This is a genomic window from Pseudoroseicyclus sp. H15, from assembly GCF_054353345.1.
Genome location: NZ_JBTHJE010000007.1, coordinates 193,153 through 216,383, shown reverse-complemented (window position 1 = coordinate 216,383; position 23,231 = coordinate 193,153). Strand labels below are relative to the sequence as shown.

The window sequence follows — 23,231 nt, the reverse complement described above, 5'->3', positions numbered from 1 at the left end:
GCAGGATAACGCTGTTATCCAATATCGGTTTCCATGTCCCGCGGGTTTTCGCCTAGCAGCCGCTCCTGCGGCGCCATGCCACCCTCTTTCGCGTCTGCCCGCGCCGCCTCCCAGGCCAGCAGGGCGCGCTTGACCGGCAGGCCCCAATGGTAGCCACCGAGGCCGCCGGATTTGCGCAAGGCCCGATGGCAGGGGATGAGGAACGAGATCGGGTTGCGCCCGACCGCATTGCCCACGGCGCGTACGGCGCGCGGGCTGCCGATGCTGCTGGCGATCTCCGAATAGGTGGTCACGTGGCCCGAGGGCACCCGCATCAGCGCCTCCCAGACCTTGATCTGGAAGGGCGCGCCGATGAGGAACAGCGGCACCTCGCCCTCCGCCCGGCCGAAGGCGGCCTCGGCCCAGGGCGCCAGCCGCTCCGGCGCTTCGATGAAGGTCGCCGCCGGCCAGCGGGCGGTGAGATCGGCCATCGCCGCGGCCTCGCCCGATTCGGCGGAGAAGGCGATACCGCAGAGGCCGCGCTCGGTGCCCATCACCAGCGCCGGGCCGAAGGGGCTGTCGAACCAGCCCCAGTGGATCACCAGCCCCGCGCCACCTCTGGCGAAATCGCCGGGGCTCATCGCCTCCCACCGCAGGAAGAGATCATGCAGCCGCCCGGTGCCCGAAAGCCCGGCGCCATCGGCGGCGCCCAGCGTGGTGAAGCGCTCCGCCAGCAGCGCCTTTGCATGGCCGAGGGCGAGATATTGCTGGAAGCGCTTGGGGCTTACCCCGGCCCAGGCGGTGAACAGCCGCTGGAAATGCGCGGGCGACATATGCATGCGCCGCGACAGCTCCTCCAGCGACAGGGGCGCGCCGCCGGCCGCGTCGATCTCGGCAATGGCACGGGCCATAACGTGGTAATGGTAGCTGTCGTCTTCGAAGCGGGTTGGGGCGGACATGCGGCGCTCTCCTTCTGCGCCGAGAATACGCCGGAGCCGGTGCCTGCGGCGACCCGGAAGTTGCGGGAACGGCGGTGCGGGAGGCGAGAGGGCGGAGGGGGGCTGTCTGCCCCCCGCTGCCGTTGGCAGCCCCCCCGAGGATTTTATTGGAGCAAAGACAGGGAGGAGTGTGGCGGGCCGCGCTCGGCAGAGGATTGGGGTGGCGGCCTGTGGCGGGCGCTGGATCGTCTTGTGCCGGGCGGCGGGCGCGGCAATAAACCCCCATGCCCCGTTTGCTCGATTACGAAGAAATCAAGGAGTGCTTTCGCCGCTGGCAGGAGGCCGAGGCCGCGCCGGTGAGCGAGCTCGCCTACGTGAACCCCTATACGCTGGTCGTGGCGGTGGCGCTGTCGGCGCAGGCGACCGACGCCGGCGTGAACCGGGCGACCAGGGCGCTGTTCGAGACGGTTCAGACGCCGGAGGCGATGCTGGAGCTCGGCGAGGAGCGCCTGATCGAGCATATCAAGACCATCGGGCTCTTTCGTAACAAGGCCAAGAACGTTATCGCCCTCAGCCGCATCCTCGTGGAGGAGCACGACGGCGAGGTGCCGGCCAGCCGGGCGGCGCTGATGGCGCTGCCGGGGGTGGGGCGGAAGACGGCGAATGTCGTTCTTAACGTGGCCTTCGGCTTTCCGGCGCAGGCTGTCGATACGCATATCTTCCGCGTCGCCAACCGCACGGGCCTCGCGCCTGGCAAGGACGTGCTCGCCGTCGAGCGCGCCATCGAAGACAGGGTGCCGGTGCAATACCAGCACCACGCCCATCACTGGCTCATCCTGCACGGGCGGTACATCTGTGTCGCGCGCAAGCCGCGCTGCCCCGACTGCCTGATCCGTGACATCTGCACCTTCGAGGAGAAGACCCAATGACCCATTACCAGGCTGTCGGCATCGGCAATGCCGTCGTCGACGTGCTGTCGGAATGCGACAACAATTTCCTCGCCAACATGGACATCGAGAAGGGCATCATGCAGCTCGTCGAGCGCGAGCGGGGCGAGATGCTCTACGGCGCCATGAAAGAGCGGCGGCAGGCGCCCGGCGGCTCGGTGGGCAACACCATCGCGGGCTTGGGCAACCTCGGCCTCTCCACCGCCTTCATCGGGCGGGTGAAGGATGACGGGCTGGGGCGCTTCTATGCGCAGGCGCTGGAAAGCCAGGGCACGGCCTTCCCCAACCCGCCCATCGCGGGCGGTGCGCTGCCCACCTCGCGCTCGATGATCTTCGTGACACCCGACGGCGAGCGCTCGATGAACACCTATCTCGGCATCTCGTCGGAGATCTCACCCGCAGACGTGCCGGAGGATGTGGCCGGCCAATGCGATATCCTCTTCCTCGAGGGCTATCTCTATGACCGGCCTGAAGGCAAAGAGGCCTTCACCCAGGCCGCGCGGCTCTGCCGCCGCGGCGGCGGGCGCGCGGGGATCGCGCTCAGTGACCCGTTCTGCGTGGACCGGCATCGCGGCGACTTCCGCAAGCTGGTGACGGAGCTCGACTACGTCATCGGCAACCAGCACGAGTGGGAATCGCTTTACCAGACCGATCTGGCGAGCGCGCTGGATCAGGCAGCCGCGGAGATCGGGCTGGTCGTCTGCACGCAATCCGGCGCCGATGTCATCATCACCGATGGCAAGGAGCGCGTGGAAGTGCCGGTGAAGCGCGTGGTGCCGGTGGATGCCACGGGGGCGGGCGATCTCTTCGCCTCGGGCTTCATCTACGGCATGGCACATGGCGCCGACCTTGCCACTTCGGGCCGCATGGGCTGCGTGGCGGCGGCCGAAGTGATCAGCCATTTTGGCGCGCGACCGGAGACGGATCTGCGCAAGCTGTTCAAGGCCGAAGGGCTGCTCTGAGGGCGGGCCCGCCTTAAGCGGGGCCTCGCCGCGCCGGGCGGGGGAAGAACGGCGGCGAAAGCTAGCGCCGAGCTGTGGAGCAGCCCGGACAACCCTGTGGATAAGTCTGTGAAAGACCGCTGAGCAGTGGCGCCTGGCCTTCGCGCCGGCGCCTACTTCGCCAGCTTTGCATGCACCTCGTCGAGGTCGATCTCGCCTGTGGGTAACTTGTTGGCGGGGTTCTCGAAGTCGTAGCGGAAGAGCTGGAAGTCGCGCTTGTAGATCTCGTAGACCAGATGCATCGACAGGTCGTCGAAATACTCCTCCACGGGATGCGCCCTTGTCGGCCCGTGGCCCTCGCTCTCGTTGAAGCGGGGAATGTCGGCCAGGCTCACCGGCACCGGCGTCGTCACCCGGTCGAGCACGCCCTGCATGCCTTCGTTGAACTTCTCCGTCCAGAAGATCGCGTCATAGCGACCGCCATTGGCGACGAAGGTCGAGATATGGCCCGACATCGACGACCAGTGAATGTCCGGCGGCATCGGCTTCTTCCAGCGGATGGTGTCGCGCGCGAACAAGAGGAAGCGGCGGAAGCTCTTGATCTGGTCGAATTCGAAGCCGTCATCGGGGCTGCCAACCTCGATCCCGTATTTCTGCACGAGGAGCGGCACGAGGTTGCCCCGGTAGCGGCGACCGTTCCTCTGGATGCCGCAGATCTTGTCGAAGAAGCTGGAGAGGATGCGCGTGTAGGGGTTGCGCACGCAGGTGAAGGCGAAGCTGCGATGCGCCTCGACATTGGCGGTGATCGCCGGCTGGCTGGCTTCGATCCCCCATTTGTGCAGGCCCTGCTGCGCATCATGGATGTCGCCGTCGTAGAAGCGCCCGTGGTCGGAGTAGAACATGATCTGGCCGATGGTCGAGCAGGCGCATTTGGGCACCACGCGGTAGACCATGCTCTCGCTCTCCGTCATCCATGTTCCCGGAAAGCCCATCGCTGATCCCCTTTGACGCCCGCACGCTTCGCTCGTGCGCGCCAAATGACCAGAGAGGGGCTGTCTTTACAACGCTCAATCGCGCTATCAGCGCTGCAGAACGAGGCGCCGCTGCGCCCAGCCGACCCGGGGTTCGATGGCCAAGATCGCCTTCATATTGCTCTGCCACAAAGACCCGGCAGCCATCATCCAGAAGGCCCGCCAGCTCACGGCCGCCGGCGATGTCATGGCCATCCATTTCGATGCCTCCGCCCCCGACAGCGCCTGGGCCGAGATCACGGCGGCACTTCAGGGCGACCCCTCGATCACCTTCGCCCCACGCGTGCGCTGTGGCTGGGGCGAATGGAGCCTGGTGCAGGCCACGCTCGGCGCGACCGAGGCCGCGGAGAAGGCCTTCCCCGATGCCACGCATTTCCTGCTGCTCTCGGGCGATTGCATGGCGATCAAATCTGCCGCCTTCGCGCATGAGATGCTGGAGGCGGATAACGCAGATTACATCGAGAGCTTCGATTTTCACGCCAGCGACTGGATCAAGACCGGCATCAAGGAAGAGCGGCTGAACGTTCGCCACTGGTTCAACGAGCGCAGCCAGAAATGGCTGTTCTACAAGTCGATGCAGCTGCAGCGCGGGCTCGGCCTCACCCGACGCCCGCCGGCGGATCTGACCATCATGATCGGCTCGCAATGGTGGTGCCTGCGGCGCAGCACAGTGGAGGCTGTCCTGGCCTTCGTGCGAGAGCGGCCCGACGTGACGCGCTTCTTCCGCACCACCTGGATCCCGGATGAGACGTTCTTTCAGACGCTGGTGCGCCATCTGGTGCCCGACACCGAGATCCGCAGCCGCACACTGACCTTCCTGATGTTCACCGATTACGGAATGCCGGTGACCTTCTACAACGATCACTACGACCTGCTGCTCGGCCAGAACTACCTGTTCGCCCGCAAGATCAGCCCCGAGGCGACGGAGCTGAAGGCCCGGCTCGGCGATCTCTACGCTTCGGGCCGCACCGACTTTCGCATCTCGGACGAGGGGCGCACGCTTTTCGGTTTCCTCACCGGGCGGGGCCGCGTCGGGCGCCGCTTTGCCCCGCGCTTCTGGGAGGCGGGGATGAGCATGGGGCGCGAGCGGGTGCTCTACATCCTTATCTGCAAGAAATGGCATGTGGCCAAGCGGCTGGTCGGTGCGATCCGGGCGGCGACAGACATTCCCTGCCTCGATTTCATCTTCAACGAGGAAGACAGCCCGCTGCCCGATCTCGGCGGCATCCAGTCGAGTATCGCCAAGCGCACCCGGCACCGCCGCGCCATGATGCGGATGCTGTTCGACCATCACCAGACCGACCGGCTGCTGATCTGCCTCGACGTCTCCGGCCTCGACCATCTGCGCGATTTCGCCGCCGACCGCTGCGAGCTGCGAATTCTGGAGATCGACTGCAGCTATTCCGACGACTTCCTGACCGGCCACGCCCGGCGCATGGGGCTTGCCGGGGCCGAGACGGGGGCTGCGGGGCTGGCGAGCCTGCTGCCCACCCTGCGCTACGATCTGGCCTATGAGACAGAGGCTCTGCGCGGCGCGGGTCTGCCCAATTACCATCGCCTGCGCGAGGGCGCGGGCGTGGAGGAGAACACCCAGAGCATTGCGCAATTCCTTCAAGTGGGGCAGGAGGTGGCAGGGCAGATCGCCGCCACGCCGCATCTGTTTGACGATTGAAAGGGACGCCGCCGCGCCATGACGTTCAGCTACGATCCTCAGAACATCTTCGCCAAGATCCTGCGCGGAGAAATCCCCAACAAGACGGTGTTCGAAAGCGAGCATGCGCTGGCCTTCGAGGATATCGCGCCCCAGGCCCCCGTGCATGTGATGGTGATCCCGAAGGGGCCCTATGTCTCGCTCGATCACTTCGCCGCCGAGGCGAGTGCCGAAGAGCAGGTGGGCTTCTTTGCCGCCGTCGCCGAGGTTTGCCGCCTGCTGGGTGTTGAGGAGGGCTTTCGCGCCATCGCCAATGCCCGCGATCACGGCCATCAGGAAGTGCCGCACTTCCACCTGCACATCCTCGGCGGCCGCCCGCTTGGCCCCATGCTGACCCAACCGGAGTGAGCCAGATGACGACCAATCCCGCCTCCGCCTATCCCGCCCCCGAGACCAAGGTGACACATAGCCGCCGGTTCGCCTGCGACGGCGGCGTCGGCGCGCTCGGCCACCCTCGCGTCTGGCTGACGGTGCCGCTGGGGGCTCAGTCCATCGATTGCCCCTATTGCGACGCCCGCTGGGTGCTGGAAGGCGACGGCGGTGCGCACTGAGCTGGTGCCGGTCGCCGCTTAAGGCGGGGTAGCCCTCGCCTCGCATAATGCCGAATCCCTGCCCCTTCTGCGGCTTCCAGCTGGAGCCCCCCTCGCACGCCGGCCCGTGGGGTGGCGCTACGACGTTCCCGCTACCGCGCTTTATCCCAGCCACACCTCTCCCAGCGGAGGGCTCAGCGCTCCCTTCACCAGAGCGCCAGCTCGCCGGGACAGGCCGGCGCTCGCGCGGCGGCCTGAAGCCCTTCATTCCGCGCGTGGGAAAGAGCGGAGAGGTCGGAGAGGAGGCACCGCCCCTGCCCTCTGGCCCTTCGGCGCCCCCTGTGGCACCTCTGAGCTGAGCCAAGGGAGTCCCCATCATGAGCAATTTCGGCAAGGGCCACCATCTGATGCTGGTCGACGGCTCGGCCTTCATCTTCCGCGCCTACCACGCCCTGCCGCCGCTCACGAGGAAGTCCGATGGACTGCCGGTGGGGGCCGTCTCTGGCTTCGTCAACATGCTCTTCAAGATGGTCGAGGATAATCAGGGCGCCGACGCTCCCACGCACGTGGCAGCCATCTTCGACTATTCCGGCAAGTCCTTCCGCAACGAGATCTACGACAAGTACAAGGCGCACCGCCCGCCGCCGCCGGAAGACCTCGTGCCGCAATTCCCGCTCACCCGTACGGCGACGCGGGCCTTCAACATCCCCGCCATCGAGATTGAGGGCTTCGAGGCCGATGACATCATCGGCTGCCTCTCCTGCCGCGCGCGCGACGCCGGGGGCCGCGTCACCATCGTGTCGTCCGACAAGGACCTGATGCAGCTCGTCGGCGATGGCGTCGAGATGTTCGACCCGATGAAGAACAAGCGCATCGACCGCGAGGGCGTGCTGGAGAAGTTCGGCGTCTATCCCGACCGCGTGGTCGACGTGCAGTCGCTGGCCGGCGATAGCGTCGACAACGTGCCCGGCGCCCCCGGCATCGGCCTGAAAACCGCCGCCCTGCTCATCAACGAATACGGCGACCTCGACACGCTCCTCTCGCGCGCCGAAGAGATCAAGCAGCCCAAGCGCCGGCAGACGCTGATCGACAATGCCGAGCAGATCCGCATCTCTCGCCAGCTCGTTACCCTCGATTGCAACATGGCCTGCGATGTCACGCTCGACGAGCTGGAGGTGAAGGAACCCGACACCGAGGTGCTGCTGGGCTTTCTGGCCGAGATGGAGTTCCGCACCCTCACCAAGCGTGTGGCCGACAAGTTCGGCGTCGCGGCAGACGAGGTGCCAGAGCCACCCGCCGCGACCACCGAGGAGAGCGCCCGCGAGGAAATCCCGCCGCCGCCCTTCGACCCGTCCGAGTATGAGTGCATCCGCGACGCCGAAACCCTCGGTCGCTGGATCGCCACCATCTACGAGCGCGGCCATGTCGCCATCGACACCGAGACGACCTCGCTCTCCGAAATGCGGGCCGAGCTGGTGGGCATCTCGCTTTGCGTCTCGCCCGGGCTCGCGGGTTACATCCCGCTGACCCACAAGGAGAGCGGCTCCGACGAGGGACTCTTCGGCTCCGACAAGCTGGCCGAGGGGCAGATGGGGATGGCGGAAGCCATCGACCTCCTCAAGCCGGTGCTGGAAGACCCGTCGATCCTCAAGATCGGCCAGAACATGAAATACGATGCGAAGATCTTCGCCCGCTACGGCATCGAGGTCGCGCCGATCGACGACACCATGCTGATGAGCTACGCGCTGCATGCCGGCCTGCACAATCACGGCATGGACGAGCTGAGCGAGCGCTACCTGGCGCATTCGCCGATCCCCATCAAATCGCTGCTCGGCACTGGCAAATCGGCCCTGACCTTCGACAAGGTGCCGATCGACGAGGCGGTGAAATACGCCGCCGAAGATGCCGACGTGACGATGCGCCTTTGGCAAACCTTCAAACCGCGCCTCCACGCGGCCAAGGTCACCCGCGTCTATGAGCGCATGGAGCGGCCGCTGGTGCCGGTTCTCGCCCGGATGGAGCGGGCCGGCATCAAGGTGAACCGCGACCACCTCTCGCGCATGTCCAACGCCTTCGCACAGAAGATGGCGGGGCTGGAGGCCGAGATTCAGGAGCTGGCGGGCCGGCCCTTTAACGTCGGCTCGCCAAAGCAGCTCGGCGAGATCCTCTTCGACGAAATGTCGCTGGAGCTGCCCGACGGCAAGACTCCCAAGAAGGGCAAGACCGGCGCCTATTCCACCGGCGCCGATGTGCTGGAGGATCTCGCCACCATCCACGAGCTGCCCCGGCTGATCCTCGACTGGCGGCAGATCTCGAAGCTGAAAAGCACCTATACCGACAGCCTGCAGGAGCATATTGACGAGGGCGGGCGCATCCACACCTCCTATTCCATCGCCGGGGCCAACACTGGCCGCCTCGCCTCGACCGACCCGAACCTGCAGAACATCCCGGTGCGCACCGAGGAAGGTCGCCGCATCCGCGAGGCCTTCATCGCCGAGCCGGGCCATGTGCTGGTGTCGCTCGACTACAGCCAGATCGAGCTGCGCATCCTCGCCCATATCGCGGGGATCGACTCCCTGCGCGAGGCCTTTGCCGAGGGGCAGGACATTCACGCCGCCACGGCCAGCGAGATGTTCAACGTGCCGATGGACGAGATGACGCCCGAGATCCGCCGGCAGGCCAAGGCGATCAACTTCGGGGTGATCTACGGCATTTCAGGCTTCGGCCTCGCCCGCAACCTGCGCATCGCGCGGGCCGAAGCGCAGGGGTTCATCGACCGTTACTTCGAGCGCTTCCCCGGCATCCGCGCCTACATGGACGAAAGCGTCGCCTTCGCGAAGGAGAATGGGCGGGTGGAGACGCTCTTCGGCCGGCGCATCCACACGCCCGAGATCAACGCCTCGGGACCGCACGCCGGCTTCGCCCGCCGCGCCGCCATCAACGCCCGCATTCAGGGCACGGCGGCAGACATCATCCGCCGCGCGATGACGCGGATGGATGCCGCCATCGAGGGGATGCCGGCGAAGATGCTGCTGCAGGTGCATGACGAACTGCTGTTCGAGGTGGAAGAGGGCCACGAGGAGGCGCTCATCGCCCGCGCCCGCGAGGTGATGGAGAACGCCGCCGACCCGGCCGTGGCGCTCGATGTGCCGCTGATCGTGGATGGCGGTATCGGCATGAACTGGGCGGAGGCGCACTGACCCGAGCGCCGATTTCCATATGGAAATCGAAGGCGGAAACCATATGGTTTCCGCTCTTCCCCAGCCGCTGAGCAAGAGGATTTCCGTGGCGCACCACTGCATTGACGCGCCACGCCCGCTCCGCCTAGCATGACCCCATGTACATGATGCACCAGACAATCATCCGAGCCTGAGGCTCCGCCTCACCGGCGCGCCCCGCGCGCCACGGCTCTGTTCGCCCCCGGCCCCGCCGGCGGGCAAGTTCTGGACATTTCCATGCAAGATCATTCCGCGCCCTTCGGGGCTGACGACCTCCTGCGCTTCGAGCGTGAGGGCTACCTGCGCCTCGATGGCGCCATCCCGCCAGCTCTCATCGCCGCCTGCGCCCATATCCTCTGGCGCGCCTCGGGCGCCAACCCGGACGATCCCGCGACCTGGACGCAGCCGGTCATCCGCCTGCCCCATCTCGCCCTGCCGCCGTTCCGCGAGGCGGCCAACACCCCGCAGCTCCACGCGGCCTTCGAGCAGCTCGCCGGCCCGGGCCTCTGGCAACCACAGGGCGGTCTCGGCACCTTCGCGCTGCGCTTTCCCAGCGAGACCGACCCGGGCGATGCCGGCTGGCATGTCGACATGAGCTTCGGAACGGAGGACCCGGACTTCCTCAACTGGCGGGTCAACCACGCCTCGAAGGGGCGGGCTCTTCTGATGCTGTTCCTCTTTTCCGATGTCGGCAAGGCCGATGCCCCCACCCGCCTGCGCCTCGGCTCGCATCTGAGCATCGCCCGCCAGCTCGCCCCTCATGGGGACGAGGGCCTCAGTCTGCGAGAGCTCGCGGCGAACGGCTTTGAGGAGACGGCGGACCTGCCGGAGGCACTGGCAACCGGCCCTGCGGGGACGGTCTATCTCTGCCATCCGTTCCTCGTCCACGCCGCCCAGCCGCACCACGGCACCGTGCCGCGCTTCCTCGCGCAGCCGCCGCTTCTGCCGGCAGAGGGCGTGCTGCCCGGGACGACGGAGACCCCCGTGGGCCGCGCCATCCGCACCGCCTGAGGCACATACGAAAAGGGCGGGCCGTTCTGGCCCGCCCCCGCTCAAGTCAGCCTAAGCGCGATCAGCTGACCGCTTCGGCCTCCAGCTGCTCCGCACGGCGACCGCCGCGGGAAATCTCGATCTGGCGGGGTTTCAGCGCCTCGGGCACCTCCTTCACCAGGTCGATATGCAGCATGCCGTTCTCATGCGCGGCGCCGGTGACGCGAACGTGGTCGGCCAGCGTGAAGCGGCGCTCGAAGGCGCGGGTGGCGATACCGCGATGCAGGTAGCGGCGCTCGGTCTCGTCGCCGTCCTTGCGGGCGGTGATGACGAGGGCGTTCTCGCGGGCCTCGACGTTCAGCTCGTCGGCGGCGAACCCGGCCACGGCGATCGAGATGCGCCAGGCGTCATCGCCGGTCTTCTCGATGTTGTAGGGCGGGTAGTTGTTGGCCTGCGGCTCGCTGGCCATCACGCGGTCCATCATCTCGGCGATCTGATCGAAGCCGACGCTGGCGCGGTAGAGCGGGGAAAAGTCATACGTGCGCATAGGGGTATCCTCCAGTGAAGCGACACATGCGATGCGGCCTCTCCAAGTGGACGAGGCCAGGGTTGCGGCGAGACCCGGCAAGCGGCGTCTCGCGAAAGGGATTTAGGCAGGCGATCCGGCGGTTCAAGAGGGGCGCGCGCAGTCAGGGCCGCACGAATTTCGCCCCCGTGTCGCCCCGGCCCTCACCCACCACCACGCGGCCCGGCCCGCCAGAGGCGACAAGCCCGGCGCCATGGGCCATCTGGTCGAGCAGCTCGGGCAGCGCCTCGGCCAGCGCCGCGCCAAGCGCGATGCGCTCCGCCTCCATCTCTGCCTTGGCCGAGATGACAGAGACAATCCGCGGCCCGGCAGCGGAGAAGGTGAAGACCGGCGCGCCAGACGAGCCGAAATCGACATCGCAGTTCATCACCAGCACGCCCGAGACCTCGCCGATCAGCCCGCAGACCTCCTGCAGCGATGGCTCTTCCGCCCGGTCGAAGGCGTAGGAGACGATGCCCACCTCGGCCCCGGCCCCGGCCGGCTGCGACAGGTCGAACGGCTGGATCTGCGGTGTGCGGATCGGGCGGTCGAGCTCAAGCAGCGCCAGGTCATTGGCCGATTGCAGCGTGCGGTCGACGCTATCGTCCTGCCGGAAATCGGGATGCACCAGCGTGCGCTGCACACCGCGCTCCGCCAGCGCCCGACCGCCGCGCAACCCGGCACGAAAGGCGATGCGCTCGGGCGCGATGGGGGCGCCGGTTCGCGCGTTGAAGAGGCAATGGGCGGCGGTCAGCACCAGCGTCTCGGAGATCAGCGCCCCGGTGCAGAAGCCCTCGCCCGCGATATCAAGGCGGCCGACGGCCTCCCAGCCGCGCGCGTCGTCCATCGTCTGCAGCGACGTCAAAGCCGATTGCGCGGCGGCGGGCGTGGCGAAGAGGGCGAAGGCGGTGGCGAGGGCGCGAAACATGGGCCGGGTTTACCGTGCCGGCAGGGGCAGCAATGGGGCGCCCAAAGGGCAGGCGGCGGATTTGCGCGAGCCTGTGGCGCCGGCGCCGCGCCCCCGGGCTAGAGTGCCCGCTCCAGCGCCGGGCGGAGCTGCTCGAACCCCGCCGCTTCGCGCTGCCAGAAGGCCAGGTGACCCTCCGCCGCCAGCGTCTCGGCCACGGCCTCGCCAAGCCCGGAGGCCACGGCGGCGCGGTCTCCCATCCGGTGGAGCACGGCCTGCACTTCGTTCAACAGGGCCACATCCGCTGGTAGGCCGTATGCGGCACAGAGGCGCTGGAGCCTGGGCGCGCCGGCCGCCACTTCGGCCTGGGTCTTCGGTGCGAGATCTTGGTCGGTGGTGCCAAAAGGGCAGAGCCACCAGGCGAGATAGGCCAGATCGGTGCGCCGGGCGCCGGGGCCGGCGAGGTCGAAATCGACGGTGCCGCTCGGCAGACCGCCCTCGAAGAGCAGATTGTACGGCGCGAAGTCGTGGTGGCAGATCACCTCCGCCCGAGCCATGTCGGCCCGGGGCCAATCCTCGGCCCTGCCGAACTCCATGTCTGCGGTCGCGTCGTGGAGCTTTCGCAAGAGCCGCCCCGCCGCGTCCAGCACATCCAGGCGCTCCAGTAGGTCCGCCGGCGCCGCGCCGCCCGGCAGTAGCGAGAGGATCTCCCGGCCCTCCGCGTCGATCCCCAGAAAGCGGGGCGCCGCGGCAAACCCCTTCGCCTCCAGATGCTGCAGCAGCCCGTGCACCGAGGCCCGGCGCGAGCCCATCGAGCGCCGCACCGTCTCGCCCACACGCACCACGCGGCTGGTATTGCCGCCCGTCAGCTCCTCTTCGGTCATGCGTCCATCGTCCGTGGCTTGGGCCCGCCTGTCGCCCAGTCGAGCAACTCGACCGTGTGAACCACCGGCACCCCGGCGGCGCTGCCGATCTGCATCATGCAGCCGATGTTGCCGGCGGCGATGACATCCGGCGCGGTTGCCTTCAGCGTCTCCACCTTGCGCGCCTTCAGCTCGCCAGCGATCTCCGGTTGCATCAGATTGTAGGTGCCGGCCGAGCCGCAGCAGAGGTGGCTGTCCACCGGCTCGACCACCTGAAAGCCCGCGGCGCGCAAAAGCCCCTTCGGTGCCGCCTTGACCTTCTGCCCATGCTGCAGCGAGCAGGCCGCGTGATAAGCCACGCGCAGCCCCTCATGGCCGAGGGGCCGCGGCGCCTGCCCATCCGTGCCCGCCACGCCCTGCCGCGCCGTCTGCAGCGGGGCGACCGGGGCCACCGGCATCAGCTCGGCCAGCAGCTCGGTGATGTCGCAGGCCAGCGCCGAGACCGCCGCGGCCTCCTCCGCCAGATCCGTCTCGCGAAACATGTGGCCGTAATCCTTCACCGTCGTGCCGCAGCCCGAGGTGTTGATGACGATGGCATCGAGCGCGCCCTCTGCTCGCCACGCGCGGATGTTGCGCCGCGCGCTGGCATGAGCCGCGCTCTCTTGCCCCATGTGGTGCGTCAGCGCCCCGCAGCAGCCGGCCCCCTTGGCGACGACCACCTCGCATCCCAGCCGGCGCAGCAGCCGGATGGTCGCGTCGTTGATGTCGGTGTTCAGCGCCTTCTGCGCGCAGCCGGTCATCAGCGCGACGCGCCTCTTGCGCGCGCCGATGGCCGGAAAGACCTGCGCATCGTCGTTGCGGCTGACGGGGGGGAGGCGCTTCGGCGCCATATCGACCATCGCCCGCAGCCGCGCGTCGGGCAGGAGCCCCTTCACCGGCCGCGCCAGCTTCGCCGCCGCAAGCGCCGCGCGAAACCGCATCGGATAGGGCAGGATGCGCGCAAGCGCCCAGCGCAGCGCCCTGTCGGGCCACGGGCGGCGGTAGCGCGCTTCGATATAGGCGCGGGCATGGTCGACGAGGTGCATGTAATGCACGCCCGAGGGGCAGGTCTTCATGCAGGCGAGGCAAGACAGACACCGGTCGATATGCTTGACCGTGCTCGCATCGGGCACCCGCTCGTTCTCCAGCATGTCCTTCATCAGGTAGATGCGGCCGCGGGGAGAATCGAGCTCGTCGCCGAGCACCTGATAGGTTGGGCAGGTCGCCGTGCAGAAGCCGCAATGCACACAGGCCCGCAGGATCTCGTTGGCCCGCGCGGTGCCGGGGTCTTGCAGCTGCTCGGGCGTGAAGTTCGTCTGCATCAGGCTGTTCCCCCGAAGATCCCGCGCGGGTCGAAGGCGTGCCGCAGCCCCGCGCTCAGCTTCGCCACGCCGGGGCTCTCGGGCGGCAACGCGGGCACGTCGTCCGGCACCCCGCCCCGCCGCACCAGCGTGGCATGGCCGCCGGCGCGGGCCACGGCGGCGCGCAGGGCCTCGGCCCGCCCGTCGCCCTCGATCAGCAGCCAAAGCAGCCCGCCGCCCCAGTCGATCACCGCCTCCGGCCCGTTCAGCTCTGCCAGCAACGCCTCGGCCCGGCTCGCCCGCAGCGAGACCCGCCAGACGGCGCCCGTCCGCCGCTGGAACGGCGCCACATCGCGCACCTCTCGCCAAAGCGCGGCGCTGGCTTCGCCCTCGACGGTCTCCCACTCACCGCCGAGCCGCTGCACCAGAGCCTGCCGCCGGTAGGTCACGCTCTCCGCCAGCCCCTCCAGCCGGATCAGCGTGCGCCCTCCCGAGACAGCAGCCCCCGTCACCTCGAAAGGCGAGCCCAGCGCCGCCGCGAGCACCGGCACCCCGCCCTCGCCCGCCAGCGTCACCTGTGTCTCCGGCACCGGCAGCACCTTCAAGGACACCTCGGTGATCACCCCCAGTTGCCCGCGGCTGCCGGCCATCAGCTTGACGAGGTCATAGCCGGTGACGTTCTTCATCACCCGCCCGCCATTCTTCACGATGCGCCCCCGCCCGTCGACGAACCGCAGCCCAAGGCAGAAATCCCGCGCCGCCCCGGCCACCACGCGCCTGGGGCCAGAGACATTGCCCGCCACCACGCCGCCGATCGTCGGCTCGCCGGGGCTGGCGAGCAGCCCCCGGTGATCCATCGGCTCGAAAGCGAGCCGCTGGCCCTCCGCCGCCAGCGCCGCCTTGACCTCGGCGAGCGGCGTGCCCGCCCCCGCCACCAGCGTCAGCGCGCCCGGCTCGTACAGGCGGATGCCCGAGAGCCCCGCAACCGTCAGCCGCTCGCCCTCCACCGCCATCCCGCGCGTGAACCCGCCGCCCACGCTCAGCGGCGCAGTCCGCCCGGCCAGCAGCTCCGCCAGCTCCTCTTCACTCCCCGGCCGCAACACGCTTGTCTTTGCTCCTCAAAAATCCCGGGGGGAGTCGCCAAGGGCGACGGGGGGCTGGCCCCCCTGCCGACGCCGCTCCGAGGCGGCAAGGGGGAACACCTTCGCGGGGTTCAAAAGCCAGCGCGGGTCGAAGACGTCCTTCACCGCCATCTGCGCCTCCAGGTCGGCCTCCCCGTATTGCACCGCCATCAGGTCGCGCTTCTCCACGCCCACCCCGTGCTCGCCGGTCAGGCAGCCGCCGGCTTCGACGCAGAGCGTCAGGATCTCAACGCCGAGGCCCTCGGCCTCTTCGAGCTGCCCCGGCGCGTTGGCGTCGAAGATGATGAGCGGGTGCATGTTGCCGTCGCCGGCGTGGAAGACGTTGGCAACCTTCAGCCCCCGCGCCGCCGCCAGCTCCCCGATCCGGCGGAGGACCATGGGCAGCTCGCTGACCGGGATTGTGCCGTCGAGGCAGATGTAATCGCCCATCTGCCCCATCGCCCCGAAGGCGCTCTTGCGACCCATCCAGATGCGCGCCGCCTCGTCGGCATCCGCCGCCTCGCGCAGCTCGACGGGGTTGAAGCCCTTCGCGATCTCCCCGATGCGGGCCAGCTGTGCGTCGATCTCCGCCGGGCTGCCCTCGACCTCGACGATCAGCAGCGCCTCGCACATCGGGTAGCCGGCGCCGGAGAAGGCCTCCGTCGCCTCGATGCAGGGCCGGTCCATGAACTCGATGGCCACGGGCAGAAGCCCGGCGCGGATGATGGCGGAGACGCAGGCGCCCGCCGTCTCGCAGCTGTCGAAGCCGATCAGCACCGGCCGCGCGCCCTCGGGCTTGGGCAGGATGCGCAAGGTCGCCTCCGTCACGACCCCGAGCTGCCCTTCGGAGCCGCAGATCAGGCCCAGAAGATCGAGCCCGGGCGCATCCATGGCCCCGCTGCCGATCTCCACCACCTCACCCTCCATGGTGACCATCGTCACACCCAGAAGGTTGTTCGTCGTCACCCCGTATTTCAGGCAATGCGCGCCGCCGGAGTTCATGGCGATATTCCCGGCGATGGCGCAGGCGAGCTGGCTGGAGGGATCGGGCGCGTAGAAGAAGCCCGCCTCCTCCACCGCGCCGGTGACGGAGAGGTTGGTGCGCCCCGTCTCCACGCGGATCAGCCGGTCGGAATAATCGACCTCAAGCACGCGGGTCATGCGGGCGAGGCCGAGGATCACGCTATCCGCCGTGGGCAGCGACCCGCCCGCCAGCGAGGTGCCGGCGCCGCGGGGCACCACCGGTACGCCCTCTTCGAAGCAGATGCGCAGGGCGGCGGCGACCTCCTCCGTCGTGCGGGGCAGCAAGGCGGCAAGCGGGGGGCAGCGATAGGCGGTGAGCGCGTCGCATTCATAGGCCCGCAGCTCTGAGGGGTCGGAGATCACAGCGCCGGGCAGGGCCGCTTCGAGCCGGGCGGTGATCTGCGCCTTCCGCGAGAGGATGGCAGCGTCGGGCACGGGCATCTGCATGGGGGTGTTCCTCCTCTGCCCAAAGGCTAGGCCGCGCCCCGCACCGCCGCAAGTCGCGCGGGCTTCTCCGCTGCCGCGGGTCTCAGCGCCATTGCGCCGGGCCGGCGGTCGGGCGAAGCTCGCGCCATGCAGTTCGATCACGTCGTCTCCCTCATCATTCCCTACGATCTCGCGGCGCTGGCGCTGCTCTTCGCCGGCTATCTGCTGATCGGCTGGCGGATCGAGCATCCGGGGGGCACGCCCTCTGTCACCGTGCTGATGGTCGATTACCGGCGCGAATGGATGCGCCAATATGCACGGCGCTCGAACCGTATCTTTGACGCGCAGCTGCTCGGCACCCTGCGGCAAGGCACATCGTTCTTCGCCTCGACCTCGCTACTCGCCATCGGTGCCGTGCTGGCGCTGGTGGGCAACACCGCGCCGCTGGAAGATGTCGCGCAGGAGCTGGGGCAAGAGACCGCGCCGGCGCTGCTCTGGCAGTTGAAGCTTCTGGCCGTGGCGCTGTTCCTCGCCCAGGCCTTTCTCAAGTTCGTCTGGTCGCACCGGCTCTTCGGCTATTGCGCCATCGTCATGGGCTCCGTCCCCCATGAAGGCGGGGCCGAAGGCGGCGAGGCCCGGGCCGCTCAGGCGGCCGAGCTCAACATTCGCGCGGCGTGGAACTTCAACCGCGGCCTTCGCGCGATGTATTTCGCCCTTGCAACGGTGGCCTGGCTGATCGGGGCGGTGCCGCTGGTCATCGCCACGCTGCTGACGATGTGGGTGCTCTGGTCGCGCGAATTCGCCTCGGCCTCGCGGCGCGTGCTGCAGGACAAGCCCGTTCCCTGATCCCGCTCCCGAAGTCAGGCAGAATGCCGGTGGATCGTGCTGCCCGCGGCGCCTAAGATCGCGGCATGGCAGAGCAAGCCCCCATCGCAGATCATGACGAGGCGCTCCGCGCCGCCGGCCTGCGCGTGACGCGCCAGCGCCGCGCGATCATGCTGGTGCTCGCCAGCTCCGACGATCACCCAGACGTGCCCGAGCTGCACCGCCGCGTGCAGGCCAAAGAGCCCTCGGTCTCGCTCGCCACCGTCTACCGCACACTTGCCGCCCTGTCGGAGCGGGGCGTGGTGCAGCGGCTGAGCTTCGACGGCGAGCCGAGCCGCTTCGAGACATCGGATTCGCCGCATCACGACCATATCGTCGATCTCGACACCGGCGATGTCATCGAATTCGTCTCGGCCGAGATCGAGCGGCTGCAGCGCGAGGTCGCGCGGCGGCATGGCTATGAGATCGTCAGCCACAAGCTGGAGCTCTACTGCCGCAAGCGGTAGCCCGTTTGTCCGGCCTGCCGGCCAGCCGCGCCTCACGAAAGCGCGTGGAGGGCATCATGCTCTTGCACCGCGGCACGGCGCATGTGTCTGTGGCGCCAGCACAATCGAAAGGCCCGCCATGCTCCGCTCTCTCGCCCTCGCCGCCGCCCTCCTGCCCGCTGCGGCCACCGCACAGGACCTCACCGATCTGTCGTGGGACGAGATCGTCGAGCAGGCGAGGGGCGGAGAGGTGAACTTCTTCCTCTGGGGCGGGGCCGACAACATCAACCGCTATGTCAGCGAGTATCTGGGCGGCCAGTTGGCCGAGTACGACATCACCCTCAACCGCGTCGGCGTGGCCGACACGACCGAGGCGGTAAACCTCGTTCTCGGCGAGAAGGCGGCGGGGAATGACGACGAGGGCGCGGTCGACCTCATCTGGATCAACGGCGAGAACTTCCGCACCATGATGGAGGCCGATCTCGCCTATTGCGGCTACACCGATCTGCTGCCCAACGCAGAGTATGTCGATTGGGAGAGCCCCGCCATCGCCTACGACTTCGGGCTGGCCACGGAGGGCTGCGAGGTGCCGTGGTCGGGCGCGCAATTCGCCTTCGCCTATGACAGCGCCCGGCTGGATGAGCCGCCCCGCTCGATCGAGGCGATCCTCGATTTCGCGCGTGAGAACCCCGGCCAGTTCACCTATCCCGCCCCGCCCGATTTCAACGGCGCCGCCTTCGTGCGCCATGTCTTCTACGAGGTCGCCGGCGGGCCGGAGCGGCTGCTGGGCGATTTCGACCAGCAGGTCTTCGACGAGGTGGCCGGCGAGACGTGGGCGCTGCTCAACGAGCTCGAGCCCAGCCTCTGGCGCGAGGGGCAGACCTATCCCACCTCGATCACCCAGCTGCAGCAGCTCTTCGCCAATGGCGAGGTGGCCCTCAGCTTCGAGTACAACCCCAGCCAGTTCGGCGCCGGGGTCGAGGCCGGCCAGTTCCCCGAGACGGTGCGCAGCTACGGGCTGGAGGGCGGCACGCTCGCCAACACAAACTACACGCTGATCCCCTATAACGCGGCCAACAAGGCGGCGGCGCTGGTGCTGCAGAACATCATCCTCTCGCCCGAGGCCCAGCTCGAGAAGGCGCGCCCCGAGGTCTGGGGGGCCGCCCCGGTGCTGTTGGAAGACAGACTGCCCGAGGACTTGCAGGCGGCCTTCACCGCGCTGCCCTCGCACCCTTCGGTCGTCTCCACCGCCGAGCTGGCCGAGCATGCGCTGCCCGAGCTGAGCGCCGACTGGATCGCCGCCATCGAGGCGGGCTGGATCGCCAACGTCGGCAACCAGTAGCGCGGCGCGATGCGGAAGGCGCCGACATACCTTCTGCTCGCGCCGGTGCTGCTCGTGCTGGTGCCCCTCTTCGGCGGGGCGCTGGTCTTCGGCGCCAGCCGCAGCCTCGGCCACATGCCCGAGATCGGCATGGAGGGCTGGTCGCTCGCCGCCTGGCGCTCGGCCCTCGGGGCGCCAGAAACCTGGCGCGCGCTCGCCCTGTCGCTCTGGATCGCCGGGGTCTCGACGGCGCTCTCGGCTCTCCTCGGCACCGCGCTGGCCCTGGGCCTTGCCCGGCCATTTCGCGGCGCCGGTCTGGCGCGGCTGCTGGTGCAGGTGAACCTGACCCTGCCGCATCTGCTGGCCGGCGCCGGGGTGCTGCTGCTGCTGTCGCAATCGGGCCTGATCGCCCGCGCCGCCGCCGCCCTCGGCTGGATCGACCTGCCCGCCGATTTCCCACCTCTGGTCTGGGACAGGGCGGCCATCGGTGTCATCACCGCCTATGGGGTGAAGGAGGTGCCATTCATCGCCCTCGTTACCCTCTCCGCCCTCACCAGCCTCGGCGCCGGCCCGGTCGAGGCGGCGCGCAGCCATGGCGCCACCCGGTGGCAGGCGCTGCGCCATGTCACCCTGCCCATGCTCGCCCCGTCCATCGCTGGCGCCAGCGCCATCAGCTTCGCCTTCGCCTTCGGCGCCTACGAGCTGCCGGCCCTGCTGGGCGCCTCGCATCCGCTCGCCCTGCCCGTGCTGGCCTGGCAGAAGATGACCGCCACCTCCCTGGCCGAGCGGCCAGAGGCGATGGCCCTCGCCCTGCTGACCGCTCTCGTAGCAGCGGCGCTCGTCGGCCTCGCCGCCAAGGCCCGGCAATGATGTCCTGCCCGCTCTTCCCCGCCCCCACACCGGCCACCCTTCCCCCCGCCCCCTCCTTCATCTGGCCAAAAATACCTCGGGGGTCCGGGGGCTGGCCCCCGGCCGTCCGCCACCCCTCGCAAAGCCCGGGACCCCCGCGATGAGACCCGCCCTCATCTGGCTCGCGGCGTTCCTGCTGCTCCTGCCGCTCTTGCCGCTCCTGCCCTGGTCCTTCGCCCGCGGCTGGTTCTTCCCCGATCTCCTCCCCTCGGGCTTGAGCCTCTCCGCCTGGAATTACGCCCTTTCCCCCGCCGGCGGCGTGCTCAGCAGCCTCGCGGTCACCACCCTCATCGCCGCGCTCTCCGCCACTGCCGCGGTGGTGCTCGCCCTGCCCGCCGCCCGCGCCCTCGGCCAGCGGCGCTTCGCGGGGCGCGGCGCGGTGCTGCTGCTGATCCTGGCTCCGGTGCTCGTACCCGGGCTGGCCATCACCATGGGGCTGCAGGGGCTCTTCACCCGGGCGCATCTGACCGGCACGATCACCGGCGTGACACTCGTGCATCTCATCCCGGTGCTGCCCTATGCCGTGCTGCTGCTCACCGCGCTCTTCGCTGGGCTCGACCCCGATGACGAGGCACAGGCCCGCTCGCTCGGCGCCACGCCCGCGGCCGCCTTCACCCGCGTAACGCTGCCGGCGCTGGCGCCGGGGCTGGCCGCGGCCTGGGCGCTCGGCTTTCTCGTCTCATGGAGCCAATACGCCCCCACGCTCGTCATCGGCGCGGGCCAGGTGCAGACGCTGCCCTTGCAGCTCTTCGCCTTCCTCTCCTCGGGGCGCAGCGACATCGCCGGCGCCATCGGGCTGATCTACCTCGTGCCCGGCCTCGCCGCGCTGGCGCTGGTCTCCCGCCGCCTGGCGCCGGAGGTGCCGCAATGACGGAACCCGCGCGCCTGCAGCTCGACGGGCTGCGCCACAGCTACGCCGGCACGCCAGTGCTCCACGGCCTGTCGCTCAGCGCCGAGCCGGGGCGACTGACCGCCCTTCTCGGCCCCTCGGGCAGCGGCAAGAGCACCGCGCTGCGCATCGCCGCCGGGCTGCTGGCGCCCGAGGCCGGCACCGTGCGCATCGGCGAGCGCGACATCACGCGCCTGCCGCCAGAGCGGCGCGGCACCGTCATGGTGTTCCAGTCGCCGCATCTCTTCCCGAAGATGAGCGTGGCGGAGAACATCGGCTTCGGCCTGCGCATGGGCCGCCGCCCCGTCGCCGAGATCAGGCGGCGCGTCGAAGACATGATGGCCCGCACCGGCCTCACCGGCCTTGGTGCGCGCCGCCCGGCTGAGCTGTCGGGCGGGCAGGCCCAGCGCGCCGCCTTGGCAAGGGCGCTGGTGCTGCAGCCGCAGGTGCTGCTGCTCGACGAGCCGCTCTCCAGCCTCGACGCCTCGTTGCGCAGCGGTATGCGCGAACTAATCCGCGAGCTGCAGCGCGAGACGGGCACGACGATGCTGCTGGTCACCCACGATCAGGAGGAGGCAGCCTCGCTCGCCGACCATCTTGCGCTCATGCTGGATGGCCGCATCGCCCAGGAGGGCCCGGCGCCCCAGCTCTACGCCCGGCCCGCCAGCGAAGCCGTCGCCCGCTTCTTCGGCGGCGAGACCTTTCTGCCCGGAGAGGGGAACGGGCAGCGCTTCGCCTGCCCCCTCGGACAGCTCGTCCTCGACCAACCCGTCCACGGGCCCGCCACGCTGACCATCCGCCCCGAAGGCATCCGCCCCGGCCCCGGGGACAACCCGGTCACCGCCCGGCTGATGTCGGCGGATTTCCTCGGCACCGCCACTCGTCTGCGGCTGGAGGCAGAGGGCCAGCGTCTCACGGCGCTCTGGCCACCCGCCGAGGCGGCAGGGCTCGCCAAAGGCGATCTTGTGAGCCTCCACCTGCCACCGCAGGCGCTCTGGCCTCTGCCCCAGACACCCTGACCCGAGCGAGCCGCAGGCCGCTGCCCCGGCGCGCGGGGTGGGTGGGCGGGAGCGGGCCGGGGCAGCGGCCGTCAGACGCCGAGGTCCGGCGGCGGCAGCATCATCACGGCGTCTATGAGCCATTCACCGCCCAGCTCGACCATCTTGTAGGCCAGCGCGTGGGTCACCCCCTCGGCATCGGTGACGAAGACCTTCTGCCACAGCGCCCCGCCGATCTCGTTCTGGTCGACCATGCGGGCGCCCCGGTTCGTCCAGACCATCGGATAGCCGCTCTCGACCATGCGGCCGAAATTCTGCGGCGAGCCGAAGATCGCCTGAATGCCGGGGCTCGCAAAGGCCCAGGCAGCCTCGACATCGCGGTCGTTGAAGGCGGCGAGCTGGTCGGTGATCACGTCGCCGATCTCCTCCTCCGCCTCGGCGGCGGCGGGCAGCGGCATGGCCGCAACCCAGATCGTGGCGATGAGGGCGAGGGCAGCGAGCGCGCCTTGCAGGCCGAGGCGCAGGGCCGTCTTGCGGATCATGGGGCATCTCCCTTGGGCTAACGTTAGGGAAGACACGGGAGAAGGCACACGAGAGTTTCACGGGCGCGTCATCGCGCGGCCCGCCCCCCTCAGGCCTCCGCCTACACCGCCTCCGACGGGCCTTCGAGCGAGGCCCGCGTCAGCGCCGCGACCAGCCGCACGAAGGCCTCGCGCCCGCCTGCCAGATCGGCCAGCGCCTCTGACGCCTCCGGCAGGCCCAGCTTCTTGGCCGCCTTGGCGCCCGGTTTGCCGAGTGTGGGGTAGCACTCATCCCAGACGAGCTGCACCTCGCGGGCGAAGATCTCTGCGCCCGCCGGTCCGATGCCCTTGATTTGCTGCAGGTTCTTCAGCACGTCGCCCTCGCGCATCCCCCTGATATCGCCGCCGTAGGTCTCTTCCACGAAGCGGGCATTGTCGCGAATGTAGTCGGCGGTGGATTCGTCGTAGCGCGCGTAGCCGTTCTTGTTGAGCACGCGCACGATCTGCGCCCCGTCGGCCTTCAGGATGGCGTCGATCTTGTGCAGCCCGGCTTCGCGCAGCGCCGCCGCGCCCTGCACGGCGTTGCCCGACGCGATGCGCGCCGACAGCATGACGCTGCCGATGAGCCAGTGAAACAGCTCCTGCGGCGTGTCGCGGGCGATGTTGGCGCCTATCGCCTCGGAATAAAGCTCGCCCTGGCTGTCGATCAGGGCCTGCGCGATGGATGTCTGTGACATGCCTGGCCTCCCTTTG

General features: G+C 68.9%; 23 protein-coding genes. 13 read left to right on the top strand and 10 right to left on the bottom strand.

Annotated features, from left to right (window positions below):
- Nucleotides 1–14: 14 nt before the first annotated feature.
- Entirely contained in the window at nucleotides 15–938 is a 924-nt protein-coding gene (locus ACXN5S_RS17585) for a methylated-DNA--[protein]-cysteine S-methyltransferase (RefSeq protein ID WP_458606778.1), read from the bottom strand.
- Nucleotides 939–1,201: 263 nt separating this feature from the next.
- On the opposite strand from ACXN5S_RS17585, the gene nth reads away from it, so the two are divergent.
- Nucleotides 1,202–1,846, top strand: coding sequence for an endonuclease III (gene nth, locus ACXN5S_RS17580; protein WP_458606777.1), 645 nt, complete (start codon nucleotides 1,202–1,204; stop codon nucleotides 1,844–1,846).
- Nucleotides 1,843–2,826, top strand: coding sequence for an adenosine kinase (locus tag ACXN5S_RS17575; protein ID WP_458606776.1), 984 nt, complete (start codon nucleotides 1,843–1,845; stop codon nucleotides 2,824–2,826). Before nth ends, ACXN5S_RS17575 begins: the two co-directional genes overlap by 4 nt.
- A gap of 152 nt (nucleotides 2,827–2,978) precedes the next feature.
- On the opposite strand, the gene ACXN5S_RS17570 is transcribed toward ACXN5S_RS17575, so the two are convergent.
- A complete protein-coding gene (locus ACXN5S_RS17570; RefSeq protein WP_458606775.1) occupies nucleotides 2,979–3,797 on the bottom strand; it encodes a sulfotransferase family protein in 819 nt (272 codons plus the stop codon).
- Between the two features lie 136 nt (nucleotides 3,798–3,933).
- Between ACXN5S_RS17570 and ACXN5S_RS17565 the strand changes: the two genes are divergently transcribed.
- The 5 genes from ACXN5S_RS17565 (at nucleotide 3,934) to ACXN5S_RS17545 (ending at nucleotide 10,306) form a co-directional block, all read left to right on the top strand.
- Entirely contained in the window at nucleotides 3,934–5,508 is a 1,575-nt protein-coding gene (locus tag ACXN5S_RS17565; protein ID WP_458606774.1) for a DUF5928 domain-containing protein, read from the top strand.
- An 18-nt stretch (nucleotides 5,509–5,526) separates the two neighbouring features.
- A complete protein-coding gene (locus ACXN5S_RS17560; RefSeq protein ID WP_458606773.1) occupies nucleotides 5,527–5,895 on the top strand; it encodes an HIT domain-containing protein in 369 nt (122 codons plus the stop codon).
- A gap of 5 nt (nucleotides 5,896–5,900) precedes the next feature.
- A complete protein-coding gene (locus tag ACXN5S_RS17555; protein WP_458606772.1) occupies nucleotides 5,901–6,098 on the top strand; it encodes a zinc-finger domain-containing protein in 198 nt (65 codons plus the stop codon).
- 356 nt (nucleotides 6,099–6,454) lie between these two features.
- A complete protein-coding gene (gene polA, locus ACXN5S_RS17550) occupies nucleotides 6,455–9,277 on the top strand; it encodes a DNA polymerase I (RefSeq protein WP_458606771.1) in 2,823 nt (940 codons plus the stop codon).
- 255 nt (nucleotides 9,278–9,532) lie between these two features.
- Nucleotides 9,533–10,306, top strand: a complete 774-nt coding sequence (locus ACXN5S_RS17545; RefSeq protein ID WP_458606770.1) for a phytanoyl-CoA dioxygenase family protein — start codon at nucleotides 9,533–9,535, stop codon at nucleotides 10,304–10,306.
- A gap of 61 nt (nucleotides 10,307–10,367) precedes the next feature.
- Here the strand turns inward: ACXN5S_RS17545 and ACXN5S_RS17540 are convergent, their stop codons facing one another.
- The 6 genes from ACXN5S_RS17540 to ACXN5S_RS17515 all read right to left on the bottom strand — a co-directional run bounded on the left by ACXN5S_RS17540 (nucleotide 10,368) and on the right by ACXN5S_RS17515 (nucleotide 16,551).
- A complete protein-coding gene (locus tag ACXN5S_RS17540; RefSeq protein WP_458606769.1) occupies nucleotides 10,368–10,832 on the bottom strand; it encodes an Hsp20 family protein in 465 nt (154 codons plus the stop codon).
- A gap of 142 nt (nucleotides 10,833–10,974) precedes the next feature.
- The gene (locus ACXN5S_RS17535) at nucleotides 10,975–11,778 is read right to left on the bottom strand and encodes a trypsin-like serine peptidase (RefSeq protein ID WP_458606768.1); all 804 of its coding nucleotides are present in this window, start codon (nucleotides 11,776–11,778) and stop codon (nucleotides 10,975–10,977) included.
- Nucleotides 11,779–11,876: 98 nt separating this feature from the next.
- A complete protein-coding gene (locus tag ACXN5S_RS17530; protein WP_458606767.1) occupies nucleotides 11,877–12,641 on the bottom strand; it encodes a phosphotransferase in 765 nt (254 codons plus the stop codon).
- Nucleotides 12,638–13,981: a glycolate oxidase subunit GlcF gene (glcF, locus tag ACXN5S_RS17525; protein ID WP_458606766.1), complete on the bottom strand. Its 1,344-nt coding sequence runs from the start codon at nucleotides 13,979–13,981 to the stop codon at nucleotides 12,638–12,640. Before glcF ends, ACXN5S_RS17530 begins: the two co-directional genes overlap by 4 nt.
- Nucleotides 13,981–15,060 carry an FAD-binding protein gene (locus ACXN5S_RS17520; RefSeq protein WP_458606765.1) on the bottom strand — a complete coding sequence of 360 codons (1,080 nt, stop codon included), beginning with the start codon at nucleotides 15,058–15,060 and terminating at the stop codon, nucleotides 13,981–13,983. The genes glcF and ACXN5S_RS17520 overlap by 1 nt, the downstream gene beginning before the upstream one ends.
- A gap of 18 nt (nucleotides 15,061–15,078) precedes the next feature.
- Nucleotides 15,079–16,551: an FAD-linked oxidase C-terminal domain-containing protein gene (locus tag ACXN5S_RS17515; RefSeq protein WP_458606764.1), complete on the bottom strand. Its 1,473-nt coding sequence runs from the start codon at nucleotides 16,549–16,551 to the stop codon at nucleotides 15,079–15,081.
- Between the two features lie 126 nt (nucleotides 16,552–16,677).
- Between ACXN5S_RS17515 and ACXN5S_RS17510 the strand changes: the two genes are divergently transcribed.
- The 6 genes from ACXN5S_RS17510 to ACXN5S_RS17485 all read left to right on the top strand — a co-directional run bounded on the left by ACXN5S_RS17510 (nucleotide 16,678) and on the right by ACXN5S_RS17485 (nucleotide 21,978).
- Nucleotides 16,678–17,376, top strand: a complete 699-nt coding sequence (locus tag ACXN5S_RS17510) for a DUF599 domain-containing protein (protein WP_458606763.1) — start codon at nucleotides 16,678–16,680, stop codon at nucleotides 17,374–17,376.
- 65 nt (nucleotides 17,377–17,441) lie between these two features.
- Nucleotides 17,442–17,861: a Fur family transcriptional regulator gene (locus ACXN5S_RS17505; protein ID WP_458606762.1), complete on the top strand. Its 420-nt coding sequence runs from the start codon at nucleotides 17,442–17,444 to the stop codon at nucleotides 17,859–17,861.
- 118 nt (nucleotides 17,862–17,979) lie between these two features.
- Complete coding sequence (locus ACXN5S_RS17500) at nucleotides 17,980–19,182, top strand: ABC transporter substrate-binding protein (RefSeq protein WP_458606761.1); 1,203 nt, start codon at nucleotides 17,980–17,982, stop codon at nucleotides 19,180–19,182.
- Nucleotides 19,183–19,191: 9 nt separating this feature from the next.
- Nucleotides 19,192–20,031 (top strand): ABC transporter permease subunit, encoded by an 840-nt coding sequence (locus tag ACXN5S_RS17495; RefSeq protein WP_458606760.1) that lies wholly within the window; start codon nucleotides 19,192–19,194, stop codon nucleotides 20,029–20,031.
- 139 nt (nucleotides 20,032–20,170) lie between these two features.
- The gene (locus ACXN5S_RS17490) at nucleotides 20,171–20,941 is read left to right on the top strand and encodes an ABC transporter permease (protein ID WP_458606759.1); all 771 of its coding nucleotides are present in this window, start codon (nucleotides 20,171–20,173) and stop codon (nucleotides 20,939–20,941) included.
- Nucleotides 20,938–21,978, top strand: coding sequence for an ABC transporter ATP-binding protein (locus ACXN5S_RS17485; protein WP_458606758.1), 1,041 nt, complete (start codon nucleotides 20,938–20,940; stop codon nucleotides 21,976–21,978). The genes ACXN5S_RS17490 and ACXN5S_RS17485 overlap by 4 nt, the downstream gene beginning before the upstream one ends.
- A 71-nt stretch (nucleotides 21,979–22,049) precedes the next feature.
- Here ACXN5S_RS17485 and ACXN5S_RS17480 read toward each other — a convergent pair whose 3' ends face one another.
- Both ACXN5S_RS17480 and ACXN5S_RS17475 read right to left on the bottom strand, forming a co-directional pair.
- Nucleotides 22,050–22,499: a DUF4864 domain-containing protein gene (locus ACXN5S_RS17480; RefSeq protein WP_458606757.1), complete on the bottom strand. Its 450-nt coding sequence runs from the start codon at nucleotides 22,497–22,499 to the stop codon at nucleotides 22,050–22,052.
- Between the two features lie 101 nt (nucleotides 22,500–22,600).
- Nucleotides 22,601–23,215, bottom strand: a complete 615-nt coding sequence (locus ACXN5S_RS17475) for an HhH-GDP family DNA glycosylase (protein ID WP_458606756.1) — start codon at nucleotides 23,213–23,215, stop codon at nucleotides 22,601–22,603.
- Nucleotides 23,216–23,231 lie beyond the last annotated feature (16 nt).